At 57.6% G+C, this 12790-nt stretch carries 11 protein-coding genes; 7 read left to right on the top strand and 4 right to left on the bottom strand.

The window, feature by feature from the left end; genetic code table 11:
* Positions 1–8: 8 nt before the first annotated feature.
* The 3 genes from nhaD to HC757_RS11320 all read right to left on the bottom strand — a co-directional run bounded on the left by nhaD (position 9) and on the right by HC757_RS11320 (position 4122).
* Entirely contained in the window at positions 9–1259 is a 1251-nt protein-coding gene (nhaD, locus tag HC757_RS11310) for a sodium:proton antiporter NhaD (RefSeq protein ID WP_169564482.1), read from the bottom strand.
* A 530-nt stretch (positions 1260–1789) separates the two neighbouring features.
* Positions 1790–3076, bottom strand: a complete 1287-nt coding sequence (gene hemL / locus HC757_RS11315; RefSeq protein WP_169564483.1) for a glutamate-1-semialdehyde 2,1-aminomutase — start codon at positions 3074–3076, stop codon at positions 1790–1792.
* A 26-nt stretch (positions 3077–3102) separates the two neighbouring features.
* Positions 3103–4122 carry an aspartate carbamoyltransferase gene (locus HC757_RS11320; RefSeq protein WP_169564484.1) on the bottom strand — a complete coding sequence of 340 codons (1020 nt, stop codon included), beginning with the start codon at positions 4120–4122 and terminating at the stop codon, positions 3103–3105.
* A 265-nt stretch (positions 4123–4387) separates the two neighbouring features.
* On the opposite strand from HC757_RS11320, the gene HC757_RS11325 reads away from it, so the two are divergent.
* Entirely contained in the window at positions 4388–5683 is a 1296-nt protein-coding gene (locus HC757_RS11325; RefSeq protein WP_169564485.1) for an O-acetylhomoserine aminocarboxypropyltransferase/cysteine synthase family protein, read from the top strand.
* Between the two features lie 21 nt (positions 5684–5704).
* On the opposite strand, the gene HC757_RS11330 is transcribed toward HC757_RS11325, so the two are convergent.
* Positions 5705–7429: a chloride channel protein gene (locus HC757_RS11330; RefSeq protein WP_169564486.1), complete on the bottom strand. Its 1725-nt coding sequence runs from the start codon at positions 7427–7429 to the stop codon at positions 5705–5707.
* 73 nt (positions 7430–7502) lie between these two features.
* Here HC757_RS11330 and HC757_RS11335 point away from each other — a divergent pair, with 73 nt between their 5' ends.
* From HC757_RS11335 to HC757_RS11360, 6 genes are all read left to right on the top strand, one after another.
* Positions 7503–8306 (top strand): DUF6776 family protein, encoded by an 804-nt coding sequence (locus tag HC757_RS11335; RefSeq protein ID WP_169564487.1) that lies wholly within the window; start codon positions 7503–7505, stop codon positions 8304–8306.
* On the top strand, positions 8299–8649 hold the full coding sequence (erpA, locus tag HC757_RS11340) for an iron-sulfur cluster insertion protein ErpA (protein WP_169564488.1): 351 nt from the start codon (positions 8299–8301) through the stop codon (positions 8647–8649). Before HC757_RS11335 ends, erpA begins: the two co-directional genes overlap by 8 nt.
* A gap of 298 nt (positions 8650–8947) precedes the next feature.
* Positions 8948–10201: a serine hydroxymethyltransferase gene (gene glyA / locus HC757_RS11345; protein ID WP_169564489.1), complete on the top strand. Its 1254-nt coding sequence runs from the start codon at positions 8948–8950 to the stop codon at positions 10199–10201.
* 207 nt (positions 10202–10408) lie between these two features.
* Positions 10409–10858: a transcriptional regulator NrdR gene (gene nrdR / locus HC757_RS11350; protein WP_169564490.1), complete on the top strand. Its 450-nt coding sequence runs from the start codon at positions 10409–10411 to the stop codon at positions 10856–10858.
* Between the two features lie 28 nt (positions 10859–10886).
* Positions 10887–12008, top strand: a complete 1122-nt coding sequence (ribD, locus tag HC757_RS11355; protein ID WP_169564491.1) for a bifunctional diaminohydroxyphosphoribosylaminopyrimidine deaminase/5-amino-6-(5-phosphoribosylamino)uracil reductase RibD — start codon at positions 10887–10889, stop codon at positions 12006–12008.
* A 74-nt stretch (positions 12009–12082) separates the two neighbouring features.
* Positions 12083–12736: a riboflavin synthase gene (locus HC757_RS11360; RefSeq protein WP_169564492.1), complete on the top strand. Its 654-nt coding sequence runs from the start codon at positions 12083–12085 to the stop codon at positions 12734–12736.
* The last annotated feature ends 54 nt before the right edge of the window (positions 12737–12790 follow it).

A 12790-nucleotide genomic window follows, 5' to 3' on the forward strand; every position in this document is an offset into this window, starting at 1 on the left:
TAAAGTGGTTAAGCTTCGAAGAGTTGGTAAGCCAGTAACAGGGTCAGGCCGTAACCCACGCTGTAACATAGCAGCAATGCCGGCACGTATTTGAGGTAGCTGACGAAGGTCAGCTCCTTGACCTTGCTCATGGCTATGATGCCCGAGGCCGAGCCTATCACCAGCAGCGAGCCACCGACACCGACGGCATAGGTCAGCCCCAGCCACTCAGGGGTGTTGAGCACAGGCTCAGCCTTGAGCAGGGCGGCGGTGAGAGGCACGTTATCCAGGATGGCCGAGCCTATGCCTGTGACAAAGTTGGAGATATTGGGATCGAACATGGCGTAGGCCTGGGTCAGTAAGTCCAGGGTGCCTATTTCCTTGAGCATGCCGACCAGCAACAAGATCCCGAGGAAGAATAACAGGGTGTCGTATTCGACCTGACGTATGTATTCGAGGATCTTGATCTCTTCCTTGTCACTTCTGCTGGTATGGCCGACGAGGAACATCACCGACAGCCCTGTGAGGAAGGTCAGCACAGGCGGAATGCCGAACAGCACGTTGAGCACCATGGTCATTATGATGGTCGAGAAGAAAATGGCCGCGATAATCACGTCCACGGTTTGATAGTCGCGCTTTATCGGACTGGTCGAGACTTCGCCCTCGGCCCTGAGCGAGAACAGTACCGCCAATAGCATGACGCTGATGGCGGCCGGAATGAAGAGCATCATCAGCTCGGACATGTGCACATGACCGCCGAGGAAGATCATCAGGGTGGTGACATCGCCTGTGATCAGCGAGACCCCTCCCGAGTTCACCGCGAAGATGATCAGCACCGCCATGCGCCGGCGCATCTGCTTGTCGAGTTTGAAGGTAGTCAAGAGTCCCAGGGAGACCAAGGTGGCGGTGACGTTGTCACAGATGGCGGACAGCAGCAGGGAGAAGAGTGCCACCTGGATCATCAGCAGTCTTACCGACACGCGTTGGGGGAAGAGCTTCTGCACCAGAATTTGGATCATGCCCTTGGCGTTGAGATAGGCGACGAAGGTCATGGTCGACATCAGAAACAGCCAGAGGGTGGCAATTTCCAGCAGGTTGTCATCCAGTCTATGTTCGACGATTTTCTCATGGCCTGGATCGCCGGCCGCCATGAACAGGGCTACCCAGGAGATACAACCAAGGAAAAGTGTGGTTTTGGCTTTATTGATATGTGTGACTTCTTCAAAAATAATACTGAGCAAGGCGAGCACTGCCAGTAATATCAGAAAGGTGTAGAGCATAAATACAATTCCAACTGCTGTGTTGATAATCGCTGACCGATAAAGCCAGACCCTTTTTCTGCCGCTGATTAAGCTAAATTTCGCTTCATCCCGAAAACGCGTGCGGATCAGAACATAATGAAGTTGAGAACGCAACTCTTAGCTGCCACTCACTTTTTGATGACTTGGCAACGCTTGTGATGGCGGAATATTGAATATCCGGCATCAATCTCTGTGTTTTTGTTTATTTACGGTTATTAATGCTATCGAGTGGTGATGCCCGGTGGGGGGGCAGGTGAATGAGGGGAGAAATATCGACTATTTTGGGGATATTTTTGGGAAATGCTATTTTGCCGCCCCGGATGCCTTACTTTGACAGGGGGTATTCGTAAAGACTGAAAGACAGGCGAGGCGAAAATAATAAGGGCGGGAAGTTAACTTCCCGCCCTTATTCTCATATTAGTCTGGCCATAGCGCTCAGCTCCTATCGTTCAGATCCTATCGTTCGGAACCTGGGCCAGGGCGCCATGACGGGCCAGGCTGAAGAGCCGTTACAACCTCATGCTCGCGAACACGCGCTCGGCGGCTTCCAGTGTCAGCTGCAACTCACGCTCACCATGGGCCATGGACAGGAAGCCGGCTTCATAGGCACTCGGCGCCAGGTAGACACCTTGGTCCAGCATGCCATGGTAGAAGGCGCGGAACTGTTCCATGTTGCACTTGGTCACTTGCTCGAAGCGGGTGATCTCCTGCTCTTCGGTGAAGAAGAAGCCGAACATGCCGCCGACATAGTTGATTGCCAAGGGAATGCCATGCTTGTCTGCCGCGGCCTTGAAACCGAGGGCGATACGCTCCGTCTTGGCCGCCAATGCTTCGTACAGGCCTTCCTCACACAGTGCCTCCATCTGCGTCAGACCGGCACTCATGGCGATAGGGTTACCGGACAAGGTCCCCGCCTGGTACACGGGGCCGGTTGGCGCTATGTATTGCATCACTTCCTTGCGACCACCGAAGGCGCCCACCGGCATGCCGCCGCCTATGACCTTGCCCAGGGTGGTCAGATCCGGCGTCACGCCGTAATGGCCCTGGGCGCCGCTCATGGCGACCCGAAACCCCGTCATCACTTCGTCTATGATCAGCAAGGCGCCGAACTCGTCGCACAGGGCGCGCAACCCTTGGAGGAACCCGGGGACAGGCGGAATGCAGTTCATGTTGCCGGCAACGGGTTCTATTATGATGCAGGCGATATCGCTCGGGTACTGCTCGAACAGGCTTCTCACCGAATCCAGATCGTTATACACGGCGGTCAACGTATGCTTGGCAAAATCTTCCGGGATCCCGGGTGAGCTTGGCTGTCCCAGGGTCAATGCCCCAGAGCCGGCTTTCACCAGCAGGCAGTCGGCGTGGCCGTGGTAGCAGCCCTCGAACTTCAAGATCTTGTCCCTGTTGGTGAAACCTCGGGCCAGGCGGATGGCGCTCATGGTCGCTTCTGTGCCCGAACTGACCATCCGCACCTGCTCGATGGACGGCACCATGGCGATGACTTTCTCGGCCATCTGCACTTCCAGCGCCGTCGGCGCGCCGAAAGACAGGCCATTCTCGGCGGCGGCCAGCACGGCCTGGCGGATCTTGGGATGATTATGCCCCAAGATCATAGGGCCCCAGGAACCGACATAGTCGATATAGGCCTTGCCGTCGGCATCATAGATGTAGGCGCCATCGGCACGTTCGATAAACAGAGGCGTGCCACCGACACCGTTGAAGGCGCGCACCGGCGAGTTGACGCCGCCGGGAATGGTTTTCTTTGCCTGTTCAAATAAGCTTTCGGAACGGGTCATCTTAAGTCCTTAGAGTCTTGGCCGGATCAACGATCGGCTTTGCGTGAATACCAATTTACCGGACACTCGTATTTTTCCAGCTGGGTATCCACCCCGAGTGTCAATGCAAACAGCGCCATGCGGATCAACAGGCCATTGTCCGCCTGGCGGAAGATGGCCAGGTTCGGGTGGCTGTTGAGATCATTGTCCAGCTCGTTTGCCTGGGCGCGGGAGTCGCGCGGCAGCGGATGCATGATCACTGTGTTGGATTTGCAATGCTGGGTGTAGATGCTTTGGTTCAACCTGAACTTGCCACGGTACTTGTTGGCCTCATCCTGGGACGGGAAACGTTCCTCCTGGATGCGGGTCAGGTAGAGTATGTCGGCCTGGTGCAGATTGCCTTCGAGTTGGTCGGTGATTGTGACCCTGTGGCCGGCGTTGGCTATGTCGTCGAGCACATAGTCGGGCATGGCCAGCTCGCCGGGGGAGATCAGGGTGAAGCTGATGTTCTTATGCATGCATAGCAGGCGCGACAGCGAGTGCACCGTGCGGCCATGCTTGAGGTCGCCCACCATGGCGATATGCATGCCATCGACGCCGCGACCGGCGAAGCCGAGTTCTTTCTGTATGGTGAATAAGTCCAGCAGCGCCTGGGTCGGGTGCTCGTTGGCACCATCGCCGCCGTTGATCACCGGCACCCGGCTGCCTTCGGCAAATTCCTTGACCGAGTAGGCCTCCGGATGGCGCATGGCGATCACATCCGAATAGGTGGATAACACCCTGGCGGTATCATAGAGAGATTCGCCCTTGGACAGCGAGGACGAGGCCATGCCCGTGGTTTCCCTGACATGACCGCCGAGCAGGTTGAAGGCACAACCGAAGCTGACGCGGGTACGGGTGCTGGGTTCGAAGAACAGGTTGCCCAGAATGGCGCCTTCGAGCACCTTGGTGCGTTTCTCCCGCAGCGCATAAGGGGTCATGCGGTTGGCAACATTGAAAATAGTGTGAATTGCGTCCAGATCTAACTGGTTTACTGAGAGGATATGAGATCCTTCGAACTGAGTCATCAGCCTGGGTTCCAATTGCTGTGGTCCGTCTTGGGCATTTTGCCTGCCAAAACAGCCCTGATGTTATGTAGGGTGGCTGAGGCGCGATTGTAGCAGAAGCCAAGGGACAGGGAAATAACCGCCGGGGATATTTGCCTGGAGATAGCGACCATGCAAGGTTGACATTTAGACGCGATATAGACATCTGGATGGCCATCTGTTAGCTTGGTTGCCTGGGTATGAATTTCATACAAGGCGAGACAACTCTTTTGTTAAGGATGGCAGCATGAAACTTGAGTCTCTGGCGTTACATTATGGGTATCGGTCCGAAACGACCACCAAAGCGGCGGCGGTGCCGATTTATCAAACCACCTCTTATACCTTCGACGATACCCAACATGGTGCCGATCTATTCGATCTCAAAGTCGCCGGCAACATCTACACCCGCATCATGAACCCCACCACAGAGGTATTGGAGCAACGCCTGGCGGCCATGGAAGGTGGCATAGGCGCGCTGGCCGTCGCCTCGGGCATGGCGGCGATAACCTATGCGATTCAGGCGCTGACCCAGGTGGGCGACAATATCGTCAGCAGCAGCCAACTCTATGGCGGCACCTACAACCTGTTCGCCCATACCTTGCCGCGTCAGGGCGTGACAGTGCGCATGGCGGCATTCGACGATTTCGACGGTCTCGAGGCCTTGATCGACGCCAATACCAAGGCGGTATTCTGCGAGTCCATAGGTAACCCGGCGGGCAACATAGTCGATCTGCAGCGTCTGGCCGAGATAGCCCATCGCCACGGGGTGCCGCTGATCGTCGACAATACTGTCGCGACCCCTGTGTTATGCCGGCCGTTCGAGCATGGTGCCGACATAGTGGTACATTCATTGACCAAGTATATCGGCGGTCATGGCACCACCATAGGCGGGGCCATCATAGATTCGGGCAAGTTTGACTGGCGCGCCGATAAGCAGAGGTTCGCGCTGCTCAACGAAGCAGATCCTTCCTACCATGGGGTGGTATACACAGAGGCCTTCGGCCCGGCGGCATTCATAGGTCGCTGTCGTGTGGTGCCGCTGCGCAACACGGGCGCGGCCCTGTCGCCCCAAAGTGCCTTCCTGCTGTTGCAGGGACTGGAAACCCTGAGCCTGCGCATGGAGCGTCATTGCAGCAATGCCCTGGCCCTGGCCGAGTATCTGGTGCAACACCCCAAGGTCAGCTGGGTCAACTACGGGGCCTTGGCACGCAGTCCCCATAGGGATAACTGCCATAAGATCACCGGCGGCAAGGCCTCCGGCATCATAAGTTTCGGCATCGAGGCGGCAACGGCCGAAGAAGGCAAGCAGGCGGGAGGGCGTTTCATCGATGCCCTGCAGATGATCCTGCGCCTGGTGAATATCGGCGATGCCAAGTCATTGGCATGCCATCCGGCCAGCACCACCCACAGGCAGTTGGATGCCAGGGAGCTGGCCAGGGCCGGGGTGTCCGAGGATCTGGTGCGGATCTCGGTAGGGATAGAGCACATAGATGACATCATAGCCGATGTCGCCCAGGCCCTGGACAGGGCGACCTCGGCCTAGGAAACGGAGCACGGCTGTCCGTCATACTTGCTCGGAGCGTATCTCCTGCTGCAGCATGGACCAGCTGATCACGCCGACGACCTGCTGCGGCGCATCCTGGTAGATATAGACCTCACCACTGCGTTTGGGTGAGAGCTGCAGGTAAACCTCATTCAAGGTGGCGGTATCGGGCAGCCCGGCCATGGGATGGCGCGAGAGGGTGGTGCTGTCTTCGAGGGAGTGCATCTCCAGGCTGAGCATTTCTATCATCCCGTCGGCATTGCGCACCAGCACGGGTCGGCCCTCGGCGCGTTTGAGCACCTCCAGCAGCAGCTCGTCGTTGTTATTGACTATCACGAAGCGCTTATCCATCAGGGCCCGCACGCCTTTCTTCTGCAAGCCCAGGTTCACCGGCGCGACCTTGTAGCCCAGGCCCATGATATCCAGCTGGCGGAAGAAGATGGAACTGGTATTGAATCCCTGATAGGCGATGAGGAATGCCGGGATGGTGACGAACATGGCCGGCAATATGATGGATGCATTGTTGGTTAACTCAAGCAAGGCCACCAGCGCCGCCAGGGGGGCACTCAGACAGACCCCCATCATGGCCGTCATGCCTATGACGGTATAGAGGCCGACATAGGGGGCACTGGAGGGAAACAGGCTGGCACTGACCAGGGCCAGGATGGCGCCGAGCAGGGCACCTATGCCATAGAGGGGGCCGATCAAGCCGCCGGGGATCCCCAGGCCTATGGCCGCTATGGTGGCAACCATCTTGGCGACCAGCAGGGCGCATAAGAGCGCCAGGCTGGGGTGCTCGCCTATGGCCTGGCCGATGGCGAGATCGCCCGTGCCCAAGGCCTGGGGCAACCAGAGGCCTATCAGGGTGGTGATGCCGCCGGCGAGCAGCAGGCGATAGATCAACGGCCAGTCCTGCCCCCTGGCCGTGACTCTGATGAGCGAGAAGTTGAACAGGGCGGCGGCGCAGCCGAGCACCACGCCGCCGAGGGCCAGTATGGGGTAATGATCCAGGGGAATATGGATCATCTGGATGCTGTCGTATTCATGGACATTGCCGAACACCAGCTGGCTGGAAACCGCACCGCAGATGGCCGACAGCATGATGGGGAAGAAGTAATGGATCTTGTATTCCCGCACCACCACTTCCAGCACGAAGATCACCGCCGCCAGCGGGGCGTTGAAGGTGGCGGCGATGCCGGCGGCGATGCCGCTGGCACACATGATGCGCACACTGTTGTCCGGCAGCTTGAATTTCTCGGCCAGCACGCTGGCGCTGACGGCGCCCAGGTGGATCGCCGGTCCCTCCCGGCCGACGGAAAAATTGGTGCCAAGGGCAAACAGCGCCTGGAAGAACTGCCCTGGGGCGGATTGCAGCGGGATCTTGCCATAGTGCAATTTCACCCTATGCAATACATAGGCTATTCCCATGCGGCGGTAGCGTTTCGAGCCGATTCTGGCGACCAGCCAGATTAAAACTGCGCCGAAAAGTGGCAACAGGGCTCGCCAGTCACCCACTATGGCCGTAAAATCCATCTCCCGGGTCTGGGTATAGTGGTTGGCCCACAGCAGTAACAGGCGGAATAAAATGATCACGCCTGAGGCGAATAGGGCAAATAGCAATGCCAGCAGACAGAGCTGGGCACTGGTTCTGGCCTGGGAGAGTTGATCCCTGAGCTCGTTGCGCAGGTACCTGCGCGTGGCTATGGCGGTGCGCGTTATCGTGGTTTTATTGATCGCTATTTGCACTGAGTTCGCCTGATTTTCATGGATTTTGACTCTCGGAGAGTCGATTGTATTTTATATAAGGGTTTGTTAGCTAATGCTAAATTATCATCGTTGGCGCGATCGCCTGCAAGTGCTGGAGCGCAAGTTTCGTCCCTCCAGCCTGTATTTGTCTCTGTTGGTGCTGGTGGCCTTCACCTTGGGTGGTTTGAGCTGTTATCAATTGCTGACCAGTGAACAACCTTTGCTCCAACATAACAGTGATAAGGTGCAAAAACTATTGGCCCAGGTGCAGGAGCAGGCGCAACAGCTGGCGAGCCGCAACCTGGAGCTGGCGGTCGAGCGTGAAGCCAACAACCATATGCAGCAGATGTTTGCCGAGCAGTTGCAGCAACAGCAGGAGCTGCAGCATGAACTGGGCTTCTATCGCAGCATAATGGCGCCGGAGAATAATGCCGAAGGGGTGGCCATTCATGGGCTGGAGTTGACCCCCGGCCTGCTGGCGGGGCAATACCGGCTCAAGTTGATCCTGACCCAGCTGCAAAAACGGCGCCAGAAGATCAAGGGCAAGGGGGAGCTGACGCTCATGGGAATACAGGAGGGCGAGCCGCTGGAGCTGAGCCTGAGTCAACTCATGGACGGCAAGCTCAACTTCGATTTCCGCTATTTCCAGGTACTGGAAGCCGAATTCAGCCTGCCGGAAGGCTTTAATCTGCAGCGCATCCTGGCCAAGGTCATAGTGCCCTCGAGCCGTTGGACCAAGGGATCCCAGACGGAGCAGAGCTTCGATGCGGCCGAATTGCTGCAGGGTGAAAAAGAACCCAGGGTAATACTTGAACAAAACAGTCAGGTAAAGGATAATTTGCCACAGCAAACTGAAGTAAGAGGTAGTAATGACTGAACAAGCTGACGCAGCAATGCCGATCCAATTTACCGATGCGGCAGCGGCCAAGGTAAAGGGGCTGTTGGAAGAAGAGCAGAACCCTGATTTAAAGCTGCGGGTGTATGTGACCGGTGGCGGTTGCTCTGGATTTCAGTATGGTTTTACGTTCGATGAGAAGGTCAACGAAGGCGACTTTACCATAGAGAAACAAGGCGTGTTGCTGGTGGTCGATCCCATGAGCCTACAGTACCTGGTCGGTGGCGAAGTGGACTACACCTCTGGGCTGGAAGGCTCACGCTTCTTCGTTAAAAACCCCAACGCCACTACCACTTGTGGCTGCGGCGCCAGCTTCTCTGTGTAAGCGAGCGCTTTTCTGTCCGGGCGCAGGCTCGTGATTGCCGGCTGAACCCCAGGTTTAAGCCGGAAAATGAATCCCTAGCCGTTGCAGGTTAGGGATTTTTTTATGCCTTCAGTTCCCGACGGCTTAGGCGCCGGGTCCCGGCCTTGGGCCTAGACCCGCTATCCTGGAGCCGGCAGTAATGAGCCGGACTCAAGCATAATTCCAAGGAATTTCATGTTTCAAATACTGGGATTGTGGCCGATTGCAGAGTAGAATACCGCGCAACCCTACCTATAAAAATTGGCTGCCGGAGTGAGCAATGCTGAAGAAAGAGATGAACATCGCAGATTATGATCCCGAACTGTTTAAGGCGATTCAGAACGAGACCCTGCGTCAGGAAGAGCATATTGAGCTGATTGCTTCTGAGAACTACACCAGCCCACGGGTCATGGAAGCACAAGGTTCACAGCTGACCAACAAGTATGCCGAAGGCTACCCGGGCAAGCGTTATTACGGTGGTTGCGAATACGTGGATGTCGTCGAGACTCTGGCCATAGAACGTGCCAAAGAGCTGTTCGGTGCCACTTACGCCAACGTCCAGCCCCATTCCGGCTCACAGGCCAACAGTGCCGTCTACATGGCCCTGCTCAATCCAGGCGACACAGTGCTGGGCATGAATCTGGCCCACGGTGGTCACCTGACCCACGGCTCTCCGGTTAACTTCTCGGGCAAGCTGTACAACATCATTCCTTACGGCATAGACGAGTCCGGCAAGATCGACTATGACGAGATGGAGCGTCTGGCCGTCGAGCATAAGCCTAAGATGATGATAGGTGGCTTCTCCGCTTACTCGGGCATAGTCGACTGGGCTAGAATGCGCGAAATCGCCGATAAAATAGGTGCTTACCTCTTTGTCGACATGGCGCACGTGGCTGGTCTCATCGCCGCAGGCGTGTATCCCAACCCTGTGCCCCACGCCCACGTAGTCACTTCTACCACCCACAAGACTTTGGCCGGTCCCCGTGGCGGAGTGATCTTGTCGGCAGCCGACGACGAAGATCTGTACAAGAAGCTGAACTCTGCGGTATTCCCAGGTGGCCAGGGTGGTCCTCTGATGCATGTTATCGCAGGCAAGGCCGTGGCCTTCAAGGAAGCGCTGGAGCCGGAATTCAAAGTCTACCAACAGCAAGTGGTGGACAATGCCCAGGCCATGGTTGAAGTCTTCCTGGCCCGCGGCTATAAGATAGTCTCAGGCGGCACCAGCAACCACTTGATGCTGGTTGATCTTATCGGCCGTGACTTGACGGGTAAAGAGGCTGATGCCGCTTTGGGCAGCGCCAACATCACAGTCAACAAGAACTCAGTGCCTAACGACCCGCGTTCACCTTTCGTGACCTCGGGTGTGCGTATCGGTACCCCGGCCATCACACGTCGCGGCTTCAAAGAAGCCGAAGCCAAAGAGCTGACGGGCTGGATCTGTGACGTACTCGACGATGCCCACAACAGTGAGGTCATAGCGCGGGTTAAGGCTCAGGTCCTGGCTCTGTGTGCCAGGTTTCCCGTTTACGGCTAAGCCTAAGTCCTGTCAGTCAAAGTTAGCGCGAGCAGAGGCTTAACCTGAGACTGCAAATAGGATAAAATCCAATGGCCGCACTAGCGGCCATTTTTATTTCCGGGATCTGATGTTCAGGCTAAAATGTCGACGTCGGCTCGAGGTTTGACAGCCCGGCTATTCAGCTAGATCGGACCTACGCCTTAATTCAGTTCGGCAGGAGGCTCAATGCATTGCCCATTTTGTAGCGCAACAGATACCAAGGTCATAGACTCACGCCTGGTGGCCGAGGGGCATCAGGTGCGCCGTCGCCGTGAATGTACCGAATGTCATGAGAGATTTACCACCTTCGAAGGTGCCGAGTTGGTCATGCCGCGGGTGATCAAGCGCGATGGCACACGCCAGCCGTTCGACGAGGAAAAGCTCCAGGGCGGCATGTTGCGTGCGGTCGAGAAGCGTCCCGTGTCCATGGATCAGATAGAACAGGCGCTGAGCAAGATAAAGTCGACCCTGAGGGCCACGGGTGAGCGTGAAGTGACCTCTGAGATGATAGGCAACCTGATGATGGAGCAGCTGATGCACCTGGACAAGGTCGCCTATATCCGCTTCGCCTCGGTTTACCGCGCCTTCGAAGACGTGTCCGAATTTGGCGAGGCCATCGCCAAGCTGCAGAAGTAAGCGGCTTGTCTACCCAAGGGATGCCACTATGAGCTGGTCCGCACTGGATAATCAAATGATGAGCCGCGCCATCAGGCTGGCGGCCAAGGGGCGTTACACCACGCGCCCCAATCCCAATGTCGGCTGCGTGCTGGTGAAAGACGGCCGGATCCTGGGTGAAGGTTTTCATCACAGGGCCGGAGAGCCCCACGCCGAGGTGCATGCCCTGCGCATGGCGGGTGAGGCCGCGCGCGGGGCCACCGCCTACGTGACCCTGGAACCTTGCAGCCATTACGGCCGCACCCCGCCATGCGCCCTGGCGTTGATCCAGGCCGGAGTGGCGCGTGTGGTCATAGCCACGGAAGATCCCAATCCCCAGGTTGCGGGGCGGGGCAGTCAGCTGCTGCGTGATGCCGGCATAGTCGTCGACCTCGGGTTGTTGGGCGCTGAGGCCTATGGCCTCAACCTGGGATTCATGAAGCGGATGCAAACGGGTTTGCCCTGGGTGACGGTCAAGTTGGCCGCCAGCCTCGATGGCAAGACGGCGCTGTCCAACGGTGTCTCCAAGTGGATCACCGGTCCAGAGGCGCGCCGTGATGTGCAGCGGCTGCGCGCCAGCCATTGCGCCCTGCTCACCGGGGTGGAAACCGTGCTGGCGGATGATCCCGGACTCAATGTGCGCCATGGCGAGTTGGGGAGTCTGGGCTTGAGTCTCAGCGAAACCGAGCTGTTGCAGCCCCTGAGGGTGATCCTCGACAGCCGTGCCAGGCTGACGGCCGACAAGGCGCTGTTCAGCATCGACAGCCCCATACTGCTGGTATCCTGCCGCGCCTATTCTGCCGCCCGGCTGGCACAATTCCCCTCCCACGTCAGTTGCCTGCAGCTGCCAGGGGAGGATGGCCGGGTCGACCTTGCGGCCCTGTTGGCCCATCTCGGTCGGAGCTGCAACTCTGTGCTGGTGGAAGCCGGCGCGACCCTGGCAGGCGCCGTTATCGAGCGGCGCCTGGCCGACGAGCTTATCCTGTACCAGGCGCCCAAGCTGTTGGGCGGACATGGACACAACCTCTTGAACTTGAATGATTATCAGGCCATGAGCGAGTTGCCGCACTTCGAGTTGATAGACGAGCGTAAGCTGGGCGCGGATCGCCGCATGACCCTGAGATTCGGTTAGCCCAACGCTAACGCGCCGGTCGCACCGCGGCGGGCGTCAGTATTTAGCCCCTGAACTGGGTAAGTGAGTAGAATATGTTTACCGGGATAATAGAAGCCGTAGGCACACTGCGCAAAATTGAACGCCAGGGCGATGACATTCGCCTGACGGTGGCCAGCGGCAAGCTGGATCTCACCGACGTGCGTTTGGGTGACAGCATAGCCACCAATGGCGTCTGCCTGACTGTGGTGCAACTGTTGGCTGACGCCTATGCGGCCGATGTCTCGGCCGAGACAGTCAGCCTGACAGGCTTCGCCCATTATGCCGTCGGTACCGAGGTGAACCTGGAGAAGGCCGTGACCCCGACCACCAGATTGGGCGGTCATATGGTCAGTGGCCATGTGGATGGTATCGCCTCGGTGGAGCAAAGGGTAATGCGGGGCCAGGCTATCGAGTTCTGGCTGGCGGCGCCGGCCGAGCTGGCCCGCTACATAGCCCACAAGGGCTCGATCACTGTCGATGGTGTCAGCCTGACGGTCAACGAAGTCGACGGCAGTCGCTTCCGCCTGACCATAGTGCCGCATACCGCCGGCGAGACCACCTTGGTCAAGCTCAAGGCGGGTGACAGGGTGAATCTGGAAGTGGATCTCATCGCCCGTTATCTCGAGCGGCTGATGCAGGCGTCACCGGAACCACAAAAGGATGGCGTGACCATGGAGATGCTGGCGCGCAGCGGTTTCATCCGCTGAGGTTGGCGTGCCAGCCATAGCCTAGCCGGTGACAGCCGGTCATTCAATTTTATT

It is taken from the genome of Shewanella salipaludis, assembly GCF_012911865.1.
Taxonomy (GTDB): Bacteria; Pseudomonadota; Gammaproteobacteria; order Enterobacterales; family Shewanellaceae; genus Shewanella; species Shewanella salipaludis.

What these genes read in the sequence shown, in the direction of transcription:
- nrdR (WP_169564490.1), top strand. Translation starts at nt 10,409, where the DNA reads ATGCATTGCCCATTTTGTAGCGCAACAGATACCAAGGTCATAGACTCA.
- glyA (WP_169564489.1), top strand. Translation starts at nt 8,948, where the DNA reads ATGCTGAAGAAAGAGATGAACATCGCAGATTATGATCCCGAACTGTTT.
- ribD (WP_169564491.1), top strand. Translation starts at nt 10,887, where the DNA reads ATGAGCTGGTCCGCACTGGATAATCAAATGATGAGCCGCGCCATCAGG.
- HC757_RS11325 (WP_169564485.1), top strand. Translation starts at nt 4,388, where the DNA reads ATGAAACTTGAGTCTCTGGCGTTACATTATGGGTATCGGTCCGAAACG.
- erpA (WP_169564488.1), top strand. Translation starts at nt 8,299, where the DNA reads ATGACTGAACAAGCTGACGCAGCAATGCCGATCCAATTTACCGATGCG.
- HC757_RS11360 (WP_169564492.1), top strand. Translation starts at nt 12,083, where the DNA reads ATGTTTACCGGGATAATAGAAGCCGTAGGCACACTGCGCAAAATTGAA.
- HC757_RS11320 (WP_169564484.1), bottom strand. Translation starts at nt 4,122, where the DNA reads ATGACTCAGTTCGAAGGATCTCATATCCTCTCAGTAAACCAGTTAGAT.
- HC757_RS11335 (WP_169564487.1), top strand. Translation starts at nt 7,503, where the DNA reads ATGCTAAATTATCATCGTTGGCGCGATCGCCTGCAAGTGCTGGAGCGC.
- nhaD (WP_169564482.1), bottom strand. Translation starts at nt 1,259, where the DNA reads ATGCTCTACACCTTTCTGATATTACTGGCAGTGCTCGCCTTGCTCAGT.
- hemL (WP_169564483.1), bottom strand. Translation starts at nt 3,076, where the DNA reads ATGACCCGTTCCGAAAGCTTATTTGAACAGGCAAAGAAAACCATTCCC.